The sequence below is a fragment of the Streptomyces sp. PA03-5A genome (genome assembly GCF_033792725.1).
Classification (GTDB): Bacteria; Actinomycetota; Actinomycetes; order Streptomycetales; family Streptomycetaceae; genus Actinacidiphila.
Genome location: NZ_JARAVL010000003.1, coordinates 154,825 through 175,203 on the forward strand (window position 1 = coordinate 154,825; position 20,379 = coordinate 175,203).

Below are 20,379 nucleotides of genomic sequence, written 5' to 3' on the forward strand. Positions count from 1 at the left end.
GCTGGGGGTCGTGACGACCGGCCCACGGGGAGGGTGCCGCCAGCCGATACCCTGGGCACGTGAACGTGCTTGTGATCGGCGGCGGAGCCCGCGAACACGCCCTGTGCCGTGCCCTCTCCCTCGACCTCGACGTGGAGTCGCTGCACTGCGCGCCCGGGAACGCCGGCATCGCCGAGGTGGCGGAGCTGCACGCGGTCGACGCCCTCGACGGCGCGGCGGTGGCCGACCTCGCGGAGCGGCTCGGCGCCGACCTCGTCGTGGTGGGCCCGGAGGCCCCCCTCGTGGCGGGCGTGGCCGACGCCGTGCGCGCCCGCGGCATCGACTGCTTCGGCCCGTCCGGGCAGGCCGCGGCCCTGGAGGGCTCGAAGGCGTTCGCCAAGGACGTGATGGCCTCGGCCGGCGTGCCCACCGCACGCTCCTACGTGTGCACCACCCCCGCCGAGGTGGACCACGCGCTGGACGCCTTCGGCGCCCCGTACGTCGTGAAGGACGACGGCCTGGCCGCGGGCAAGGGCGTCGTGGTGACCGACGACCTGGAGGCCGCCCGGGCGCACGCCAACTCCTGCGAGCGGGTGGTCATCGAGGAGTACCTGGACGGCCCCGAGGTCTCCCTGTTCGCCGTCACCGACGGCGAGACGGTGGTCCCGCTGCAGCCCGCGCAGGACTTCAAGCGCGCCCACGACGCCGACGAGGGCCCCAACACCGGTGGCATGGGCGCGTACAGCCCGCTGCCGTGGGCCGATCCCCGGCTGGTCGAGGAGGTGGAGCGCACGGTGCTCCAGCCGACCGTCGACGAGCTGCGCCGCCGCGGCACCCCGTTCGCCGGGCTGCTGTACGCGGGGCTGGCGATCACCTCGCGCGGTGTGCGGGTGATCGAGTTCAACGCGCGCTTCGGCGACCCGGAGACCCAGGTCGTGCTGGCCCGGCTGAGGACCCCGCTGGCGGGCCTGCTGCGCGCCGCGGCGACCGGCCGGCTGGCCGCCTTCCCGCCGCTGCGGTGGAGCGACGGCGCCGCGGTGACCGTGGTCATCGCCTCCGAGAACTACCCCGGCACCCCGCGCACCGGCGACCCGATCACGGGCCTGGACGAGGTGGCGGAGCAGGACGAGCACGCCTACGTGCTGCACGCGGGCACCAAGGCGGACGCCGAGGGCCGTGTGGTGAGCGCGGGCGGCCGCGTACTGTCCGTCACCGCCACCGGTGGCGATCTGGCCAAGGCCAGGGAGCGCGCCTACCGGGCGGTGGGACGGATCGGGCTGAAGGGCTCGCACCACCGTTCGGATATCGCAGAGAAGGCCGCCCAAGCCTGAATCGGCGGGCAAGGCCACTCCAAGGGGTGATGCCTTCGCCATCCTGCTGACGTGAGCCCCGAGCCCAACTACTGTGCCCGGCAAGCGCACTGTGGAACCCCGCGCGCACTGCACTATCGGCCCTACCGGCATTGCGGTGTCGGTGGGCGGTGCGACAGTGGGGGCATGCAGTCGCGTCAGCAGCTTGGGGGTGAGCACACCGTTGGCCGGGGAAGCAGGTGAGGGACACGCGCGGTCACGCGCGCTCGCCGTCCTGCGCATCCGCAGCGCCGCGCTCACGGTCGCGCTGCTGCCCGCCGCGCTGGCGGTCGTGCTGCTGGTCGGCGGCGCGACGGGCCGCATCGTCGGCGACGCGTCCGAGGTGCTGCGCTGGGCGGTGGTCGCGGGCGCGCTGCTCGTGCTGCTGCTCGCGGCCGGTGTCGCGGCGGTGATCGTACGGGCCAGGCCGGCCGAGAGCCCGACCGTGGCCGTCTCCGAGGCGTCGGCCCCCGACCTGTACCGCATGGTGCGTGACCTGGCCGTCCGCCTGCAGGTGCCCGCCCCCTCGGCGATAGAACTGACTCCGGACTGCGACAGCTGGCTGGAGGACCGCACCCATCGGCAGCGGCGCCGCGCGGTGTCCGAGGCGCCCACGCTGGTGATCGGCTCGCCGTTCATGTGGTGGATGCGCGTCGCCGAGCTGCGCGCCCTGCTCGCCCCGGTCGTGGCGGGCACGGGCCCGGCCGCGGATCCGGACATCGCGGCCGCCCGCCGCTTCGTGCGCGGCCTGGACGCCGCCGTCGGCGTGGCCACCGCCCCGCAGGAGCCCTCGGTCGTCGGGTTCCTGCGCCGTCCCGCGTACGGGTTCCTGGGCTGGGTCGCCAAGCTGCTGCTGCGCGGCTGCCGGGCGCACGCGGCGGAGATGGAGCGCGCGGTGGCCGCCTCCGCCTCCGAGCGGGCCCAGGCGGTCGACTACGGGCTGCGCATCGTCGCCCAGGAGCAGGTGGGTCTGGCCTACGCGGGCTGGGACCGGCTGCTGACCCGGGTGGCGCTGCCGGCCTGGCGCATGGGCCGCTGGCCCTCCCGGCTCGACGCGGGCGTGGTGGCGGCCCTGACCGAGCTGTCCCGGCGGGACCGGCTGGCCGAGGGCTTCGAGTCCCGGCTGGGCGAGCGCCCGGCGTGCGACCTGCTGGAGGAGCCCGGCACGATGGACGAGGCGGCCTCGCTGCTCGCCGCCCGGCTGTTCCACGGCGGTCCGCAGCGACCCGGCCCCGAATGGTCCCCGGTCGGCTGGGACACCTACCCGCAGGAGGTCGTGGACCGCATCTGGCGCAGCGACGCCTCCCGCCTGGTGACCGTCCTGGACGAGGTGCACGAGCCCGCGGGGGTCGCCGGGAGCCGGCGCATATCCGTGGCCTCCGGCGGTTCGCGGAGCACGGTGGACGACTGCGCCGAGCCGGGGCGTGCGACCCTGGCCCGGGTGCTGGAGCGGCTCTCCGCGGGCGGCAGCGAGGAGCTGGCGGCCCGCATCACCCGGCACGTCGCCCGTGAGGAGGCCGTGCGCGAGGCGGCCGCGCGGGAGGAGTCCGCCGACCAGGTCCCGTCCGGCGGCGTCCTCACGCCCGTCTACCAGCTGCTCCCGCCGCGGACCGGCCGCGAGCTGCTCACCGACCATGTGACCGCGATGATCTGCTGTGCCGCGGTGGACACCGCCGGTGCCACCCCGGGCCTGGACTGGCTGGACGGGCCGGCCCTGCTGGTCGGCGGGGTGCGCCGGGGGGACCTGGCCTGGCCCGTGCTCCGGCTCGTGGAGAACGGCGACGCCGCCCCGCTGCGTTCCTGGCTCAGTGCCGTGGGCGTACGCCCCGAGAAGCCGATACGGCTCATCTGACGGAAAAATGGCGGGGTTTGTCCGCCCCGGCGTGAATTCCTGGCGATAATGCACCACGAACAGTAACCAAGGCAGCGCATTGTGTGATGTGCTGGATGTGCGCACACGCACACCACCTCGGGGGACGACGAGGAGGGGACCATCGTGGTGAAGGAGCAGGTCCGCCGCTGGCAGTCCGGGGCACTGGCGCACGGGGTCACCGACCCCTTCGGGCAGGGCCCGGTGCCGTGGCTGCGTGGCGCGGTGCAGTATCTGGACGACACCGGCCAGGTCGTGCCGTGGTACGTCGACCTGGCCGCCAGCCGCGGGGAGCCCGGGGGTCTGCCGGGCGACGCCGTGGGGCGCACGCCCCGCGTGCCAGGCCCGCGCGCCGCGGACGACGTGCGGTGCCAGATCAAGGGCTTCGCGCCTGGCGCCTCCGTGGCCCCCGGCGACGCCATCGACTTCCGCATCACCGTCGACCCGCCGCAGAGCTACGGCATCGACGTCTACCGGATCGGGCACTACGGCGGCGACGGCGCCGCCCAGTTCACCTCCAGCCCCCGGCTGTCGGGGATCGTGCAGCCGACGCCGCTCGCCGCCGGGCGCACCGTCTCCTGTCACCACTGGTGGCAGTCCTGGCGGCTGCAGGTGCCCTCGTACTGGAAGTCCGGCGCCTACGTCGCCGTCCTCACCACGCAGGACGGCTACCGCAGCCACATCCCGTTCACCGTGCGCGACGACCGGCCGGCCGATCTGCTCCTGCTGCTGCCCGACGTCACCTGGCAGGCGTACAACCTCTACCCCGAGGACGGCCGCACGGGTGCCAGCCTCTACCACGCCTGGGACGAGAAGGGCCGCCTGCTGGGCGAGGAGGAGGCCGCGGTCACCGTCTCCTTCGACCGCCCGTACGCGGGCGCCGGGCTCCCGCTGCACGTCGGCCACGCCTACGACTTCATCCGCTGGGCCGAGCGCTACGGCTACGACCTGGCCTACGCCGACGCGCGCGACCTGCATGCGGGGCGGATCGATCCTTCGCGCTACCGGGGCATGGTCTTCCCCGGTCACGACGAGTACTGGACGGTCCCCATGCGGCGCGCCGTCGAGGCGGCCCGGGACGGCGGCACCTCGCTGGTCTTCCTGTCGGCCAACACCATGTACTGGCAGACCGAGCTGGGCCCCTCCCCGTCGGGCGACCCCGACCGGCTGCTCAGCTGCCGCAAGCGCCGCGGCCACCCGCCGGGCCGCAGCGCCCTGTGGCGTGACATGGGTGAGCCCGAACAACTGCTGATCGGCGTGCAGTACTCCGGCCGGGTGCCCGAACCGTCCCCGCTGGTGGTGCGGAACGCCGGCCACTGGCTGTGGGAGGCCACCGGCGCCGAGGAGGGCGACGAGATCCCCGGCCTGGTCGCGGGCGAGGCGGACCGTTACTTCCCGCGCACGCCGCTGCCCGACTACATGGAGCGGATCCTGCTTGCCCACTCCCCGTACGAGGACTCGGCGGGCCGCAGAGCGCACCAGGAGACCTCGCTGTACCGGGCGCCCGGCGGGGCCCTGGTCTTCGCCTCCGGCACCTTCGCCTGGTCCCCGGCGCTGGACCGTCCGGGCCACGTCGACCCCCGTGTCCAGCGCGCCACCGCCAACCTCCTGGACCACATCTGCAAGCACGGCTGACCCCCGCGTCGCGCCCGCCGGGCGCACGTACGGGAGAATCGGGAACCGAACCGCCGATCGGGGAGGACCCATGTCCGGATTCGTCCACAAGCCCGAGCCCGCGCAAGTGCCGGGCCTGGTGCACCTGCACACCGGCAAGGTGCGCGAGCTGTACCAGAACGAGGCAGGGGAGCTGGTGATGGTGGCCAGCGACCGGATGTCCGCGTACGACTGGGTGCTGCCCACCGAGATCCCGGACAAGGGCCGCGTCCTGACCCGGTTGTCGCTGTGGTGGTTCGACCAGATCGCCGACCTGGTGCCGCACCACGTGCTGTCCACCGAGCTCCCCGAGGGCGCCCCCGCCGACTGGGAGGGGCGGACGACGGTCTGCAAGCCGCTGGACATGATCCCCGTCGAGTGCGTGGCGCGCGGCTACCTGGCCGGCTCCGGCCTGCTCGAGTACGACACCGACCGCACGGTGTGCGGGGTGACCCTCCCCGAGGGCCTGGTGGACGGCTCCGAGCTGCCCGCGCCGATCTTCACCCCGGCCACCAAGGCCGAGGTCGGCGAGCACGACGAGAACGTCAGCTACGAGGAGGTCGCCCGCCGGGTCGGTGCCGACACCGCGGCGCAGCTGCGCCAGAGCACCCTCGCGGTCTACGGCCGGGCCCGGGACATCGCCCGCGAGCGCGGCATCCTCCTGGCGGACACCAAGTTCGAGTTCGGCTTCGACGGCGAGGTGCTGACCATCGCCGACGAGGTGCTGACCCCGGACTCGTCGCGCTTCTGGCCCGCCGAGCTGTGGGAGCCGGGCCACGCCCAGCCCTCGTACGACAAGCAGTTCGTCCGCGACTGGCTGACCTCCGCCGCGTCCGGCTGGGACCGCCGCAGCGAGCAGCCCCCGCCGCCCCTGCCGGAGCACGTGGTGGAGCAGACCCGCGCCAAGTACATCGAGGCGTACGAGCGGCTCACCGGCCTCGGCTGGTAGTCCGCCACGGCCCGCACGCCCGCCGGTCCTCCGTCCGGCGGGCAGTGCGGCAGCCGCGGCGACGGCGGACGGCCCAGCCGTCCCAGGAACACCGAAGGCCCCGGTCGTCACGACCGGGGCCTTCTCTTGAGCGGACGACGAGGCTCGAACTCGCGACCTCAACCTTGGCAAGGTTGCGCTCTACCAACTGAGCTACGTCCGCCTGCTCCGCGCGTTCCCGTGCGGTGCGTCATCCACTATAGCCAACGCCGGGGGCCTTGGGCACACACCCTGGCGCGGCGGGTTCCCCGCGTCGTGTCCCGCGGCGCACGCGACGGGGGCGCGGCAGCGACGAGGGCCTGGTCACGGACCTCCGGGCGGTCCCCGCCGGCGTTCCCGGCCGGCCGGTCAACTCCGGTTCCACGGCGTGCCCCAGAGCCGCCGCGGCCCCCGTGGACGCCCGGTGCGGGCGGGTCCCGGGGCGCGGGAGGGGCGGCGGGCGGGGGCGATCGCCGCCCGCGGTCAGGGGAGTTCGGGCGTTCCGCCCTGTGGCCACCGTCACACCGACCGGTGCCGGGAGCACGAAGAAGGCCCCGGTCGGTGATCCGACCGGGGCCTTCCCTCAAAGAGCGGACGACGAGATTCGAACTCGCGACCCTCACCTTGGCAAGGTGATGCTCTACCAACTGAGCCACGTCCGCACGGCGACTACCCTACCCGATCCTCAGGACCGGTCGAGCAATCAGAGCGGGTGACAGGAATCGCACACTGCGCCTTCCCCCTGGAAGAGGGATGTTCTGCTACTGAACTACACCCGCGTGGCCCGGGGGTCTCGGCCTTTCGGCCCGCCCTCGGCGTGCTCCAGACTCTAGCGGATCAACGGGGGTGGCTGTCCAATCGCTTCTTCCGGGTGATTCCCGGGCGGGGCCCCGGCCCGTCCGGGAAGGGCCCGGCGGCGGATCAGCTGGCCTCGGCGTACGCCTCGTAGAGCTTCTTGGGGATACGGCCGCGCGGCGGCACGTCGAAGCCCCGGGAGAGCGCCCAGGCGCGCACGGCGGCCGGGTCGGGGGCGAGCGAGGTGTGCTTGTAGGCCTTGCCGAGCCGGTTGCGGCGGCGCCCTGCCTCGACGTACGGCGCGAGGGCCTCCCGCAGCTTCTCGGCGTTGCCGGCGGACAGGTCGATCTCGTACGACTTCCCGTCGAGGCCGAAAGTGACCGTTTCCGCCGCTTCACCGCCGTCGAGGTCGTCGGAGAGCGTGACCACTACGCGCTGCGCCATGGATGCCGGTCCTTTCAATGGAGAAGGCCTGGAGACTGCGTTGGCCCCGTTGTTGTATCGAAGCCCCAGGGCCGGGGTCAATGCTTTTCCATTTACCGGTCCGCATTTTTTCGCCGCAACCGATCGGCCAATTCCTCCGGGTGTCCCGAGGGCAATCCGGTGGGGGGATATTCCGTGACCATTCTGGAATATCTACCCGCGTAGATTTTTCGGCGGGGTACGGTGGGGACATCTCACCGCAGCACACCACCGGGAGTGACCGTGGCACGCGTCGTAGTCGACGTCATGCTCAAGCCGGAGATCCTCGACCCCCAGGGCCAGGCGGTGCAGCGAGCGCTGCCGCGCCTCGGGTTCGAGGGAATCGCCGACGTCCGCCAGGGCAAGCGTTTTGAGCTCGAACTGGAGGGGCCGGTCGACGACGCCGCCCTCGCCCGTATCCGCAAGATGGCCGAGACCTTCCTCGCCAACACAGTGATCGAGGACTTCACCGTGAAGGTGGAGTCGTGACCGCACGCATCGGTGTCGTCACCTTCCCCGGGACGCTCGACGACCGGGACACCCAGCGCGCGGTCCGCGTCGCCGGCGCCGAGCCGGTGCCGCTGTGGCACCGTGACAAGGATCTCCACCAGGTGGACGCCGTCGTCCTGCCCGGTGGATTCAGTTACGGCGACTATCTCCGGGCCGGGGCGATTTCCCGCTTCTCGCCCGTGATGGAGTCGATCATCGCCGGCGCCAAGGACGGTCTTCCGGTCCTGGGTATCTGCAACGGCTTCCAGGTGCTCACCGAGACGCATCTGCTGCCGGGTGCCATGCTGCGCAACAATCACCTGCACTTCATCTGCAGGGACCAGAAGCTGCGTGTCGAGAACAACTCGACGTCCTGGACGGCCGATTACGAGCAGGGCCAGGAGATCAGCATCCCGCTGAAGAACATCGACGGCCGCTACGTGGCCGACGAGCACGTCCTCGACCAGCTGGAGGCCGAGGGCCGTGTGGTGTTCCGCTACGCGGACTGGAACCCCAATGGCTCGCTCCGGGACATCGCCGGCATCACCAACGCCGCAGGCAATGTCGTCGGCCTCATGCCGCACCCCGAGCACGCGGTCGAGTCGCTGATCGGGACCGGCCGCACCGACGGCCTCGGATTCTTCACCTCGATCCTCAAGAAGCTGGTTCACGCGTCATGACACTCGATTCCGTCAAGCACGCCACCGGGACTCCTGACACCGAGCAGCCGTGGGCCGAACTCGGCCTGAAGCAGGACGAGTACGAGCGCATCCGGGAGATCCTCGGCCGCCGGCCCACCGGTGCCGAGCTCGCCATGTACTCCGTCATGTGGTCCGAGCACTGCTCGTACAAGAGCAGCAAGATCCACCTGCGCCAGTTCGGCGAGAAGGCCCCCGCCAACGACGCCCTGCTGGTCGGCATCGGCGAGAACGCCGGCGTCGTGGACGTCGGCCAGGGCTACGCGGTCACCTTCAAGGTCGAGTCGCACAACCACCCCTCGTACATCGAGCCCTACCAGGGCGCGGCCACCGGCGTCGGCGGCATCGTCCGCGACATCCTCGCCATGGGTGCCCGCCCGGTCGCCGTCATGGACCCGCTGCGCTTCGGCGCGCCGGACCACCCCGACACCAAGCGCGTCCTGCCGGGCGTCGTCGCGGGCGTCGGCGGCTACGGCAACTGCCTGGGCCTGCCCAACATCGGCGGCGAGGTCGTCTTCGACCCCTGCTACCAGGGCAACCCGCTGGTCAACGCCCTGTGCGTCGGCGTGATGAAGCACGAGGACATCCACCTGGCCAAGGCCTCCGGCGCCGGCAACAAGGTCATCCTCTACGGCGCCCGCACCGGTGGCGACGGCATCGGCGGCGTCTCCGTGCTCGCCTCGGAGACCTTCTCCGACACCGGCCCGGCCAAGCGCCCCGCCGTCCAGGTCGGCGACCCCTTCCAGGAGAAGCTGCTCATCGAGTGCACCCTGGAGATCTTCAAGGAGAAGCTGGTCGCCGGCATCCAGGACCTCGGCGGCGCCGGCCTGTCCTGCGCCACCTCCGAGCTGGCCTCGGCCGGCTCCGGCGGCATGCGGGTGGAGCTGGACACCGTGCCGCTGCGCGACGCGACGCTCTCGCCGGAGGAGATCCTCATGAGCGAGTCGCAGGAGCGCATGTGCGCCATCGTCGAGCCGCGGTACGTCGACCGCTTCCTGGAGATCTGCGAGAAGTGGGACGTGATCGCCACCGTCATCGGTGAGGTCACCGACGGCGACCGGCTGGAGATCTTCTGGCACGGCGAGCAGATCGTCGACGTCCCGCCGCGCACCGTCGCCCACGAGGGCCCGGTGTACGAGCGCCCCTACGCCCGCCCCGCGTGGCAGGACGCGCTCCAGGCCGACGACGCCAACAAGCTGCCGCGCCCGGCGGGCGGCGAGGAGCTGCGCGCCCAGGTCCTGACGATGGTCGCGCACCCGAACCAGGCGTCCAAGGCGTGGATCACCGACCAGTACGACCGCTTCGTGCAGGGCAACACCGTGCTGGCGCAGCCGGAGGACTCCGGCATGATCCGCATCGACGAGGACACCAACCTCGGCGTCGCGGTGGCCACCGACGGCAACGGCCGCTACGCCAAGCTCGACCCGTACACGGGCGCCCAGCTCGCGCTCGCCGAGGCGTACCGCAACGTCGCCACCACCGGCGCCAAGCCCCTGGCGGTCTCCGACTGCCTCAACTTCGGCTCGCCCGAGGACCCGGCCGCGATGTGGCAGTTCGCCGAGGCCTGCCGCGGCCTCGCCGACGGCTGCCTGGAGCTGGGCACGCCGGTCACCGGCGGCAACGTCTCGCTCTACAACCAGACCGGTGACGTCGCCATCCACCCGACGCCCGTCGTGGCGGTGCTGGGCGTGATCGACGACGTCACGCGCCGCACGCCGGTCGCCTTCAAGGACCAGGGCCAGCTGCTCTACCTGCTGGGCGACACCAAGGAGGAGCTGGGCGGCTCCGCCTGGTCCCAGGCGATCCACGACCACCTCGGCGGACTGCCGCCGGCGGTGGACCTGGAGCGGGAGAAGCTGCTCGGTGAGATCCTCATCTCGGCCTCCCGCGACGGCATGGTCGACGCGGCCCACGACCTGTCGGACGGCGGGCTCGTCCAGGCCGTCGTCGAGTCCTGCCTGCGCGGCGGCAACGGCGCGCGCCTGGTCGTGCCGGACGGTCTCGACCCGTTCGTGCTCCTCTTCTCGGAGTCGGCGGGCCGGGCGGTCGTCTCGGTGCCGCGCAGCGAGGAGCTCCGCTTCACCGACATGTGCGGTGCGCGCGGTCTGCCCGCGACGCGGATCGGTGTCGTCGACGGCGACGCGGTCGAGCTCCAGGGCGAGTTCAGCATCCCGCTGGACGAGCTCCGTACGGCTCACGAGGGCACGATCCCGGCCCTCCTGGGCTGATCCGTCCGCCCTTCCGACGCGCCCTTCGGGCGCGCCCTCCCGAAGCGCCCCCGTGCCGCCAGGCGCGGGGGCGCTTCGCCGGGGGCCGGTGACCGGCTCCGTTGAGGACGGCCTCATACTCCAGACGTGAGCGAGCGCGACACCCCCGGCGAACCGCCCCTGTGGCGCGGCCTTGACGCAGCGCGCTGGGCGGCCTGCCGCCCCGCCGCGTGGGCCCGCCCGCGCTGGGGCGCCCTGGCGCTGGCCGCGGCCGCCGCCGTCGGGGCCGCGGTGGCCCCGGGGGCGTTCGGGACGGTGCACTACGGGCTGGTCGCCGTCCAGGTGTACTGGCTCTTCAGACTGCCCGGGCTGACCCTCGTGTCGGCGCCGGTGCTCGCCGCGCTCCTGGTCTGGCGGGTGGAACCGCAGGCCGCGCTCCCCGCCGTCGCCGCGCTGCTGCTGTGCTGGGCCGGCGCCCGGCACCGTACGGGCGTCCACCGCCGGCAGCGGCTGCTCGCCGCGAACGCCGCCCAGGACGTACGGCTTCCGCTCCCCGGGCCCCTCCCGCCGCTGCGCCGCGGGCCGGCCACGATCGCGTTCGGGGTGCTGTGCGCGGCCGCGATCCCACCGCAGATCCGCCTGCTGTCACTGGCCGGCGGCGCACTGCTCGCCGTGGGCCTGGTGGCCCGGGTGCGGGCGGGCGCCCTGCGGCGCGGCGCGCAGCCGGTGCTGCGCGTGCTGACCCGGGTGGACGAGGACGCCCGGACGTGGGTGTTCGCGGCCGACGACCACGCGGGCCGCACGGCGCTCTTCTCCTGTCCGGTCGACCCCGAGCCCGAGCCGCCGTCCGGGTCCCGGGAGGACGCGCTGCGCCCCGCCCTGCTGTTCGGGGCGCCGTACGAGGGCGCCGAACTGGTGCTGCTGTCCGCCGAGACCGAGGGCGGCACCCTCGTCTGCCGGGCGGCGGGACCGGTCCGCCCCGCGTAGCCCGCGACCGGCGGTACTACTGTGCGTCCCGCAACCACCGGTACGACAAGGGGTGTCAACGATGTACGAGTACAAGGTCGTCAGCTTCCGCGAATCGCTGATAGGCGACGCCATCGACGACGACAAGCTGGAGAAGACGCTCAACAAGCAGGCCGAGGACGGCTGGCAGCTCAAGGCGATCACCTCCGCCGACGTCAAGGGCCGCATCGGCCCCGGCGCCGTGCAGGGGCTGCTGCTCACCTTCGAGCGCCCGCGCCAGGCCTGACCCCCGGGGTCGGGGTGCGGGCCGGGCACCGCGCGTAGGCTGCAGGCATGCCGTCCACCGCCCGCAAGGCCCGCACCTACGACCCCGCCAGGACCCGCGCGGCGCTCACCGCCCAGCTCGCCCATGTCCTGGGGGCCGCACGGGGACTGACGACGGCTCAACTGGCCGCGCCCGCCGGGCTGCCGGGGTGGGACGTGCACACGCTGGTGGTGCACATCGCCCGGCAGGTGGAGGCCGTCGCCCGGGTGGTGACCGCGCCCGCCCCGGCCAAGGCGGACCTCGACCTCACCGCGTGGGCGCGCTCCACGGCGCGCATCGCCGGCCCGCTGGACGCCGACACCCGTGAGGCCGCCGCGGAGACCGCCGACGCCGCCGCCCGCCTCGAGGAGGCCGCCCACGGCCTGGCCGGGGTGCTGGACGAGGCGGTGGCGCCCGAGCGCCTGGTGGCGATCACGCTCGGCGCGATGCGGTCCACGGACTTCCTGGTGACCCGGCTCGTCGAGCTGGTCGTCCACAGCGACGACCTCGCCGCGGCGACGGGTGTGCCCGTCCCCCTGGAGCGGCAGGCCGTCGCCGCCGTCGTACGGCTCCTCGCGGACACCCTCGCGGTCTCGGTGCCCGGCAACTCCGTCGAGGTCCGCGTACCGCCGTACGCGGCCGTGCAGTGCGTGCCCGGGCCCCGCCACACCCGGGGCACCCCGCCCAACGTCGTCGAGACGGACCCGCTCACCTGGATCCGTCTCGCCACCGGGCGCACGTCCTGGGCCGCCGCCCTGGACTCCGCCGCGGTCTCCGCGAGCGGTGAGCGCGCCGACCTCGCCCCGTACCTCCCCCTGCTGGGCTGAGGCGGTCCCGGCGTCCGCATAATGCGCCGGTGACCTCGACGAACGCCCCGGCCGGCACACCGGCCCGCCCCTGGCTCTCCACCGACGCCCACCGCTGGGCCGCGGTACGGCTTCCCGGCTGGGCGCGCCCGCTGTGGTGCGCCCCGGTGCTGGTGGCGGCGGTGATCGCGGCGATCGCCCTCGCGGCGGACGACGGCTGCACGGTGGCCGCGCCCTGCGGGCCGATGTGGTTTGACGCGGTCGGCACCGTCGGCTTCTTCGTCCACACCCTGTGGTTGTTCGTCCTGCCCGAAGCTGCGGCGCTGTCGGCGCCGCTGTTGCTGCTGTGGATGACCCGGCCGGACCTGTGGACCGGCGGCGCCGCGGAGCGCGGCGTGGACGTCGTGGTCGTGGCCGCGCTGTGCTGGGGCTGGGCCGCGGTCCTCGCGCGGCTGCGGGTGCGCCGCCGCCAGCGGGCCCTGGCCCTGGAGGCGGCGGGGGCAGTCGCGCTCCCGGTGCCGCAGCGGGCCGGGCCGGTGCGGCGTGGCGTGCTCCGGATCGCCGTCGGCGTGGCGGCCCTGGTGGTCGCGGCGGTGACCGCGGCGACCGCCGTGTCCGGGGACCGGGCGGACCGGGCGCACGCTGCGGCGGCCGTCCGCGCCGCGGCGGTCGTCGTCGGCAACGGTGCCGAGGACCACATCGTCGTCCGCTTCGGCGACGGCACGCGGCACCGCGTCGCGGTGACGTTCCCGGAGGACCACGACCGGGGCACCGAGGTGCCCGTGCTCGTCGACGGGGAGTGGCTGCGGCTCGCCGCGGAGCCGTACGAGGACCGCACGGGCCTGCAGCTCCTGACGCTCACGGCGGGCGGCCTCGGCCTCTCCCTGCTGCTGTCGGGGGCGCTGTCGGCGCTGCGGGCCCGCTCGGTGCGCCGAGGACCCGTTCCCGTGCTCCGGGTGCTGGCGGGGCGCGAGGACGGCAGGACCGTCATCCGGCCGGTGGACGATGCCGCCGGGGCACCGGTGCTGGCCTACCGCGCGGCCGGACCCGGCGCGTGGGCCAGCGGCGAGGGCGTGCTCTTCGGCCTCCCGGCGGAAGGCGCGGAACTGGTGCTGGCGGCCGTCACGGCTTCCGGCGACCTCCTGGTCGGTGCCACGGAGTCGCCGGCGCGGCGGTGGGTGGCGCCGTCGTCCGGGAGCGGGTCGCCCGACCACGCCGAGCACCGCCGGGAAGCGGAGGCCAGGGTCGCCGAGGCGGCCGCGGCCCTGAAGCCCGGCGCGGGCCCCGTCCATTGGCACGGCGGTGCGGGCGACCGCACGGCGGGCGCGCTGCTCCTGGTGGGCACGGTGGTGTTCCTGGGCTCCGGATTCTCCGGCGGGCCCTGGTGGCGCGCGTTGCTGCCGGTCCTGGGCGGCCTGTGGCTGGTCGACAAGGCGCTGTCCATGATCACCTGGCGGATCACCGCCGACGCCACCGGTCTGCGGGTCCGTCGCCATCTGCGCACCCGGCACGTGCCCTGGGCGGAGGTCACCCGTGTCGTCCGCACCGCGGACGGGGAACTGATCGTCCGCCGCGTCGCGGGTCTGGACGACCTCCGGCTCGGCGCGGTCGCCGTTCCGGGATGGGAGCGGGTGCGGCACCGCCCGTCGGCCGCGACGCGTGCCGCGGCCGAGCTCACCGCCATGGTCCGTGACCCCGGACTGCGCCCCTGAGCAGGCTTCGACCGAGAGCACGACCAAGGTCACACGGCCAAGTGCCCCATGGGTTTACGCGCATAGAACGCACTTTTGTCGGGTTCCCTCGTTCGGACGACACCGGAACCTGCCCTAGACTCGGTGCCGTGCCACGTGGTGACGGACGACTCAACCACGACCTGCTCCCCGGCGAGAAGGGCCCCCAGGACGCTTGCGGCGTCTTCGGTGTCTGGGCCCCCGGCGAAGAGGTCGCCAAACTCACCTATTTCGGGCTGTACGCCCTGCAGCACCGCGGACAGGAGTCCGCGGGCATCGCAGTGAGCAACGGCTCCCAAATCCTGGTCTTCAAGGACATGGGCCTGGTGTCCCAGGTCTTCGACGAGACCTCCCTCGGCTCCTTGCAGGGCCACATCGCGGTCGGGCATGCCCGTTACTCGACCACCGGCGCCTCGGTCTGGGAGAACGCCCAGCCCACCTTCCGCGCCACCGCCAACGGCTCCATCGCCCTCGGCCACAACGGGAACCTGGTCAACACCGTCGAGCTGGCCGAGATGGTCGCCGCGCTGCCCCAGGGCAACGGCCGGGCCACCAGGGTCGCCGCGACCAACGACACCGACCTGGTCACGGCGCTGCTCGCCGGGCAGGTGGACGAGGACGGCAAGCCGCTGTCCGTCGAGGACGCCGCCCGTCAGGTGCTGCCCGAGGTCAAGGGCGCCTTCAGCCTGGTCTTCATGGACGAGCACACGCTCTACGCCGCCCGTGACCCGCAGGGCATCCGCCCGCTGGTGCTGGGCCGCCTGGAGCGCGGCTGGGTCGTCGCCTCGGAGACCGCCGCGCTGGACATCGTGGGCGCGAGCTTCATCCGCGAGATCGAGCCCGGCGAGCTGATCGCCGTCGACGAGAACGGGCTGCGCGCCTCCCGCTTCGCCGACGCCCGCCCCAAGGGCTGCGTCTTCGAGTACGTGTACCTCGCCCGCCCCGACACCGACATCGCGGGCCGCAACGTCTACCTCTCCCGGGTCGAGATGGGCCGCCGGCTGGCCAAGGAGGCCCCGGTCGAGGCCGATCTGGTGATACCGACCCCGGAGTCCGGCACGCCGGCCGCGGTCGGCTATGCCGAGGCGAGCGGCATCCCGTACGGCTCGGGCCTGGTGAAGAACTCGTACGTGGGCCGGACCTTCATCCAGCCCTCGCAGACCATCCGGCAGCTGGGCATCCGCCTGAAGCTCAACCCGCTCAAGGAGGTCATCCGGGGCAAGCGCCTGGTGGTCGTGGACGACTCGATCGTCCGCGGCAACACCCAGCGCGCGCTGGTCCGGATGCTCCGCGAGGCCGGCGCCGCCGAGGTCCACATCCGGATCTCCTCGCCGCCGATCAAGTGGCCGTGCTTCTTCGGCATCGACTTCGCCACCCGCGCCGAGCTGATCGCCAACGGCCTGTCGGTCGACGAGATCTGCAAGTCCCTGGACGCTGACTCGCTGTCGTACATCTCGCTGGACGCGATGGTCGAGGCGACCACGATCGCCAAGCCCAACCTCTGCCGGGCCTGCTTCGACGGCGAGTACCCGATGGAGCTGCCGGACCCCGAGCTGCTCGGCAAGCACCTTCTGGAGACCGAGCTGGCCGGCGGCCCCGACGCCGCCGACGCGCTCCGTCGCCCGTAAGCATTCGACGCAAGGACACAACACAGCCATGTCCGAGAACACCGGTGCCAGCTACGCCGCGGCGGGAGTCGACATCGAGGCGGGCGACCGCGCGGTCGAGCTGATGAAGGAATGGGTGAAGAAGGCCACCCGCCCGGAGGTCGTGGGCGGTCTCGGCGGCTTCGCCGGGCTCTTCGACGCCTCCGCGCTCAAGCGTTACGAGCGGCCCCTGCTGGCCTCCGCCACCGACGGCGTGGGCACCAAGGTCGACATCGCCCGCCGCATGGGCGTCTACGACACCATCGGCCACGACCTGGTCGGCATGGTCGTCGACGACCTGGTCGTGTGCGGTGCCGAGCCGCTCTTCATGACCGACTACATCTGCGTCGGCAAGGTCTTCCCGGACCGCGTCGCGGCCATCGTCAAGGGCATCGCCGAGGGCTGCGTGCTCGCCGGCTGCGCCCTGGTCGGCGGCGAGACGGCCGAGCACCCGGGCCTGCTGGGCGAGGACGAGTTCGACGTCGCCGGCGCCGGTACGGGCGTGGTCGAGGCCGACCGGCTGCTGGGCGCGGATCGCATCCGTAAGGGTGACGTCGTGATCGCCATGGCGTCCTCCGGTCTTCACTCCAACGGGTACTCGCTCGTCCGGCACGTGCTGTTCGAGCGGGCCGGCTGGGCGCTGGACCGGGAGGTCCCGGAGTTCGGCCGGACCCTCGGCGAGGAGCTGCTGGAGCCGACCCGGATCTACTCGCTGGACTGCCTGGCGCTGACCCGTACCACCGAGGTGCACGGCTTCTCGCACGTCACCGGCGGCGGGCTGGCCAGCAACCTGGCCCGGGTCGTCCCGGACCACCTGCACGCCACGGTGGACCGCTCGACGTGGACGCCCGGCGCGGTGTTCGGCACGGTCGGCGAGCTCGGCGGCGTGGAGCGGCTGGAGCTGGAGAAGACCTTGAACATGGGCGTCGGCATGGTCGCCGTGGTGCCCGAGGGCTCGGTGGACGCGGCGCTGACCACGCTGGCCGACCGGGGCCTGGACGCCTGGGTGGCCGGCGAGGTCGTGGAGCGCGGCGAGCACGCCGAGGCCGTCGAGCTCACCGGGGACTACGCGGGCTGACCGGCGCGGGGCAGCACGAAGCCCGGTCCGGGCGGCGCCCGGACCGGGTCAGTGGTCAAGCTGGAACGGAATGTGTTGCGTCAAGCACGACGGCGTTGTGAGGAGGACTGGGACTCGTCGTCCTCGTCGTCGTCCTCGTCGTCGCCGTAGAGATCCGCGTACCGTGCGTACGGGTCGTCTTCCAGCTCGTCGTCATCGTCGTCTTCCTGTACCTCCGGATTGACCGGCAGTGTCGACGATGCGCCCAGCTCTTCGGCCAGACGTGAAAGGTCCGTTCCGCCGCTGTTGTACTTCAGCTGGCGGGCGACCTTCGTCTGCTTGGCCTTGGCCCGGCCGCGCCCCATTGGCTCGACCCCCTCAACGGTGGGGCTCGACGGCCCCGAGTCTTGACACGCGTTCACGATGTGGAACGGGCCCTCACATGAGAGTCCCGGTCCGTAGGACTTCAACGGTACCTGCTTCCGAGGCCGCACGGTACGTCGCCCGCACGACGCGCGTCGGAGCAGGGGCCCGCGATGGCCCCGTCCTGGCTGGTCAATCGCGATTTTACCTTCTTCCGCCGCGGTCTGGCTGCCGGGGCGTGGTAACGGTCGGATGTCCAGCCTGCGGCCCTCGTCACGGAGGCCCGCAGGGAGCCGCCCCGACTCGTGAGGACGCGCGGACACCGTACGTCGGCGGCACCCCGCGGGTGTCCGCTTTGTGATGGACGACACGCCCCCGTCCACGGGCGGACGGGGGCGTGCCGGAGGGGCCGCGGCACCGCCGCGGCCCCATGGCTCACGGGCGCAGCCAGCTCTCCGCCGGGGTGCGCTCGGCCATGCGCTGCTCGGCCAGGCGGTCGGCGGCGGCGGCCGGCGGGATGCCGTCGGCCGCGGCGCGCTCGAAGATCGCGAGCGTGGTGTCGAAGATCTTCGTCGCCTTGGCGCGGGCCCGCTCGAAGTCGAAGCCGTGCAGCTCGTCCGCGACCTGGATCACGCCACCCGCGTTCACGACGTAGTCCGGCGCGTAGAGGATCCCGCGGTCGGCCAGGTCCTTCTCGACGCCGGGGTGGGCGAGTTGGTTGTTGGCCGCGCCGCAGACGATCGAGGCGGTGAGGGCCGGCACCGAGTCGTCGTCGAGGGCGCCGCCGAGCGCGCAGGGGGCGTACACGTCCAGCGGTGTCCGGACCAGGACGTCAGCGTCGGAGACGGCGGTTACCTGAGGGTGACGGGAGGTGATCCGGTCGACGGCCTCGCCGCGAACATCGGTGATCACGACCTCGGCGCCGTCCTTGAGCAGGTGCTCCACCAGGTGGTGGCCGACCTTGCCGACACCGGCCACGCCGACCCTGCGGCCGCGCAGCGTGGGGTCGCCCCACTTGGCCTGGGCGGAGGCGCGCATGCCCTGGAAGACGCCCCAGGCGGTCAGGACGGAGGAGTCGCCGGCGCCGCCGTTCTCGGGCGAACGGCCGGTGGTCCACTGCGGGGCGGTGCGGGAGACCACGTCCATGTCGGCCACGTAGGTGCCGACGTCGCAGGCCGTGACGTAGCGGCCGCCGAGCGAGGCCACGAAGCGGCCGTAGGCCAGCAGCAGCTCCTCGGACTTGTCCATGTCCGGGTCGCCGATGATGACGGCCTTGCCGCCGCCGAGGTCGAGGCCGGCGAGCGCGTTCTTGTACGACATGCCGCGGGCGAGGTTGAGCGCGTCCTCGACCGCCGCCTCGTCGGAGGAGTACGCGTGGAAGCGGGTGCCGCCGAGGGCCGGGCCCAGGGCGGTGGAGTGGATCGCGATGACGGCCTTGAGGCCGCTGGCGCGGTCCTGGCACAAGACGACCTGCTCGTGACCGCCCTGCTCCGATCGGAACAGCGTGGTGACGATGCCGGGTGTCTGACGTACGTCGGTCACTGTGGTGACTCCCGAATGTCCAGAGGTCGCCCTCCGGGTGGGTGGGGGAGGGCCGGTTGGCAGAAGACTAGAACCACCCGGCCGTGAACATCCTCCCAGTGTCGTGGATCACTCCCCGTGCCGGAAGCGACGTGGGACGATGCCAGGGCGGAAGCCGTCACGAGGGAGCGGGTGTGGGCTTGTCATCGGTGCTGGTCCCGTACGCGGCGTATCTGCGGGTGTACGAGCCGCTGGCGGCCTTCCCGGAGCCCGATCGCGGCTACTGGTACCGGTATGCCTCCCAGGGCGCTCAGCGGTCCGCACAGGACGAACTGCGCCAGTCGCTGGCCGGTCTGCTGTCCGTGCCGCCCGTCGCCGTCCCGGTGCGCGAGAGCGGGGACGCCTTCGTCGCCGTCGTGGACGGCGTGACCCACGTCTGCCCCTGGCGCACCCGGTTGCGCGGCTGGCTGGCCCTGTCCGAACTGGTCGAGGAGTTCCCCGCCCCCGTGGTGGACGCCGTGCTGCCGCCGGTCGTGCGCGAGCAGGCGGAGGCCGACTTCACGGCGTGGCGGGCGGAGAAGCCCGAGAACGCCGATGCGCGGCCCTGGATCCGCGGGGCCACGTGGCACGTCCCGGTGCGCTGGTTTGTGCTGTTCGACGATTCCGAGCGTGAGTACGAACCCGCGGGCGCGGGCGAGTCCAAGCAGCCGGTGATGCGTTACCGGACCCCCATGGTGCAGGCCCGCCGGCGGACGGCCCGGGCGCTGCGGGTGCTCAAGGATTCACTCGAAGAGGGACCCCTGATCGACGGCCTGGTAGATGTAGGGCGTTGGCTGGAGGAGTTCCACCCGCGCTCCTTGGTCGAACTCGACTACGGCGGGCTCGTCCACGCCATCGCCCCGGACTCCCTCGCGGGGGACCGGTCCGCCGCCGACGTGGCGGAGGCGCTGGCCGCGCTGCGGGACGGGGACAGCACCCGGGCCGGCGAGGCTTACGAGCGGCTCAGCGACCGTTGGCGGGCCGTCAGGGAACTGCTGTACGCGAGTTGAGGGTCCGTCGGGAGCCGGTCGTGGGGGAGGGACTTTGGTCCTGAGTCCGGCCGACCGGTACCTTTGGCCTAAGCGTGACCTAAAGCACGTTTAGGGGTCTTGCCCTCATCCCCACCCCCCATGACAATATGGGACATCGGGTCCGGAAGGACCTCTTTCCACTCGCTCTGGGTGGAATGTCCGGGATTGCATCCCCTTGAGGTGGGGCTGTGGCTCGTGGGTTGGCTGTGACTGATCGTCACTCAAGCGTGACTGTCCGTTATGGCCCGGTCCATCGGCTTCCGTCGAGCTTAGACACCTCAGAGGGCAAATCCATCGGTTTGGCCGACACGGCTGGACAGATGGTGTAGTTGTAGTGCCAAGGACAAGCCGTTCGTCCTATTACCGACTCGGCCCGCGTCCGCCATTTCGGGCAACGCGGGTCAAGGTGCAGAATTTAGAGGAAAGAACCGTGTTGGTTCGGTTCTC

General features: G+C 72.7%; 17 protein-coding genes and 3 tRNA genes. 14 read left to right on the forward strand and 6 right to left on the reverse strand.

Going from position 1 to position 20,379, the window contains the following annotated elements:
* Positions 1–59: 59 nt before the first annotated feature.
* The 4 genes from purD to PV410_RS05110 all read left to right on the forward strand — a co-directional run bounded on the left by purD (position 60) and on the right by PV410_RS05110 (position 5,800).
* A complete protein-coding gene (purD, locus tag PV410_RS05095; RefSeq protein WP_500322600.1) occupies positions 60–1,310 on the forward strand; it encodes a phosphoribosylamine--glycine ligase in 1,251 nt (416 codons plus the stop codon).
* 190 nt (positions 1,311–1,500) lie between these two features.
* Positions 1,501–3,180, forward strand: coding sequence for a hypothetical protein (locus PV410_RS05100; protein ID WP_500322601.1), 1,680 nt, complete (start codon positions 1,501–1,503; stop codon positions 3,178–3,180).
* Positions 3,181–3,324: 144 nt separating this feature from the next.
* On the forward strand, positions 3,325–4,833 hold the full coding sequence (locus PV410_RS05105) for a N,N-dimethylformamidase beta subunit family domain-containing protein (RefSeq protein WP_500322602.1): 1,509 nt from the start codon (positions 3,325–3,327) through the stop codon (positions 4,831–4,833).
* Between the two features lie 70 nt (positions 4,834–4,903).
* Entirely contained in the window at positions 4,904–5,800 is an 897-nt protein-coding gene (locus tag PV410_RS05110) for a phosphoribosylaminoimidazolesuccinocarboxamide synthase (protein WP_500322603.1), read from the forward strand.
* A 129-nt stretch (positions 5,801–5,929) separates the two neighbouring features.
* Here PV410_RS05110 and PV410_RS05115 read toward each other — a convergent pair.
* From PV410_RS05115 to PV410_RS05130, 4 genes are all read right to left on the reverse strand, one after another.
* Positions 5,930–6,002, reverse strand: a tRNA-Gly gene (locus PV410_RS05115).
* A 405-nt stretch (positions 6,003–6,407) separates the two neighbouring features.
* Positions 6,408–6,480, reverse strand: a tRNA-Gly gene (locus PV410_RS05120).
* A 45-nt stretch (positions 6,481–6,525) separates the two neighbouring features.
* Positions 6,526–6,597, reverse strand: a tRNA-Gly gene (locus PV410_RS05125).
* Between the two features lie 142 nt (positions 6,598–6,739).
* Positions 6,740–7,057, reverse strand: coding sequence for a histone-like nucleoid-structuring protein Lsr2 (locus tag PV410_RS05130; protein ID WP_500322604.1), 318 nt, complete (start codon positions 7,055–7,057; stop codon positions 6,740–6,742).
* A gap of 261 nt (positions 7,058–7,318) precedes the next feature.
* Here PV410_RS05130 and purS point away from each other — a divergent pair, with 261 nt between their 5' ends.
* The 9 genes from purS to purM all read left to right on the forward strand — a co-directional run bounded on the left by purS (position 7,319) and on the right by purM (position 16,999).
* Positions 7,319–7,564, forward strand: coding sequence for a phosphoribosylformylglycinamidine synthase subunit PurS (gene purS / locus PV410_RS05135; protein WP_026250862.1), 246 nt, complete (start codon positions 7,319–7,321; stop codon positions 7,562–7,564).
* Positions 7,561–8,244 (forward strand): phosphoribosylformylglycinamidine synthase subunit PurQ, encoded by a 684-nt coding sequence (purQ, locus tag PV410_RS05140; protein ID WP_500322605.1) that lies wholly within the window; start codon positions 7,561–7,563, stop codon positions 8,242–8,244. The genes purS and purQ overlap by 4 nt, the downstream gene beginning before the upstream one ends.
* The gene (gene purL, locus PV410_RS05145) at positions 8,241–10,490 is read left to right on the forward strand and encodes a phosphoribosylformylglycinamidine synthase subunit PurL (protein ID WP_500322606.1); all 2,250 of its coding nucleotides are present in this window, start codon (positions 8,241–8,243) and stop codon (positions 10,488–10,490) included. Before purQ ends, purL begins: the two co-directional genes overlap by 4 nt.
* A gap of 126 nt (positions 10,491–10,616) precedes the next feature.
* Positions 10,617–11,456 carry a hypothetical protein gene (locus PV410_RS05150; protein ID WP_500322607.1) on the forward strand — a complete coding sequence of 280 codons (840 nt, stop codon included), beginning with the start codon at positions 10,617–10,619 and terminating at the stop codon, positions 11,454–11,456.
* 61 nt (positions 11,457–11,517) lie between these two features.
* Positions 11,518–11,721 carry a DUF4177 domain-containing protein gene (locus PV410_RS05155; protein WP_500322608.1) on the forward strand — a complete coding sequence of 68 codons (204 nt, stop codon included), beginning with the start codon at positions 11,518–11,520 and terminating at the stop codon, positions 11,719–11,721.
* A gap of 47 nt (positions 11,722–11,768) precedes the next feature.
* The gene (locus PV410_RS05160) at positions 11,769–12,566 is read left to right on the forward strand and encodes a maleylpyruvate isomerase family mycothiol-dependent enzyme (RefSeq protein ID WP_500322609.1); all 798 of its coding nucleotides are present in this window, start codon (positions 11,769–11,771) and stop codon (positions 12,564–12,566) included.
* Positions 12,567–12,595: 29 nt separating this feature from the next.
* On the forward strand, positions 12,596–14,257 hold the full coding sequence (locus PV410_RS05165; RefSeq protein WP_500322610.1) for a hypothetical protein: 1,662 nt from the start codon (positions 12,596–12,598) through the stop codon (positions 14,255–14,257).
* Between the two features lie 128 nt (positions 14,258–14,385).
* A complete protein-coding gene (gene purF, locus PV410_RS05170) occupies positions 14,386–15,903 on the forward strand; it encodes an amidophosphoribosyltransferase (RefSeq protein WP_499512621.1) in 1,518 nt (505 codons plus the stop codon).
* A 28-nt stretch (positions 15,904–15,931) separates the two neighbouring features.
* Positions 15,932–16,999, forward strand: coding sequence for a phosphoribosylformylglycinamidine cyclo-ligase (gene purM / locus PV410_RS05175; protein ID WP_500322611.1), 1,068 nt, complete (start codon positions 15,932–15,934; stop codon positions 16,997–16,999).
* Positions 17,000–17,079: 80 nt separating this feature from the next.
* Here purM and PV410_RS05180 read toward each other — a convergent pair whose 3' ends face one another.
* A complete protein-coding gene (locus PV410_RS05180; protein ID WP_499512619.1) occupies positions 17,080–17,448 on the reverse strand; it encodes a DUF3073 domain-containing protein in 369 nt (122 codons plus the stop codon).
* Between the two features lie 328 nt (positions 17,449–17,776).
* Complete coding sequence (locus PV410_RS05185) at positions 17,777–18,883, reverse strand: Leu/Phe/Val dehydrogenase (RefSeq protein WP_500322612.1); 1,107 nt, start codon at positions 18,881–18,883, stop codon at positions 17,777–17,779.
* A gap of 173 nt (positions 18,884–19,056) precedes the next feature.
* Between PV410_RS05185 and PV410_RS05190 the strand changes: the two genes are divergently transcribed.
* Positions 19,057–19,911: a DUF8083 family protein gene (locus PV410_RS05190; RefSeq protein ID WP_500322613.1), complete on the forward strand. Its 855-nt coding sequence runs from the start codon at positions 19,057–19,059 to the stop codon at positions 19,909–19,911.
* Positions 19,912–20,379: the final 468 nt, after the last annotated feature.

Coding starts and splice junctions, on each gene's coding strand:
- PV410_RS05110 (WP_500322603.1), top strand. CDS start 4,904: ATGTCCGGATTCGTCCACAAGCCCGAGCCCGCGCAAGTGCCGGGCCTG.
- purL (WP_500322606.1), top strand. CDS start 8,241: ATGACACTCGATTCCGTCAAGCACGCCACCGGGACTCCTGACACCGAG.
- PV410_RS05155 (WP_500322608.1), top strand. CDS start 11,518: ATGTACGAGTACAAGGTCGTCAGCTTCCGCGAATCGCTGATAGGCGAC.
- purM (WP_500322611.1), top strand. CDS start 15,932: ATGTCCGAGAACACCGGTGCCAGCTACGCCGCGGCGGGAGTCGACATC.
- PV410_RS05130 (WP_500322604.1), bottom strand. CDS start 7,057: ATGGCGCAGCGCGTAGTGGTCACGCTCTCCGACGACCTCGACGGCGGT.
- PV410_RS05160 (WP_500322609.1), top strand. CDS start 11,769: ATGCCGTCCACCGCCCGCAAGGCCCGCACCTACGACCCCGCCAGGACC.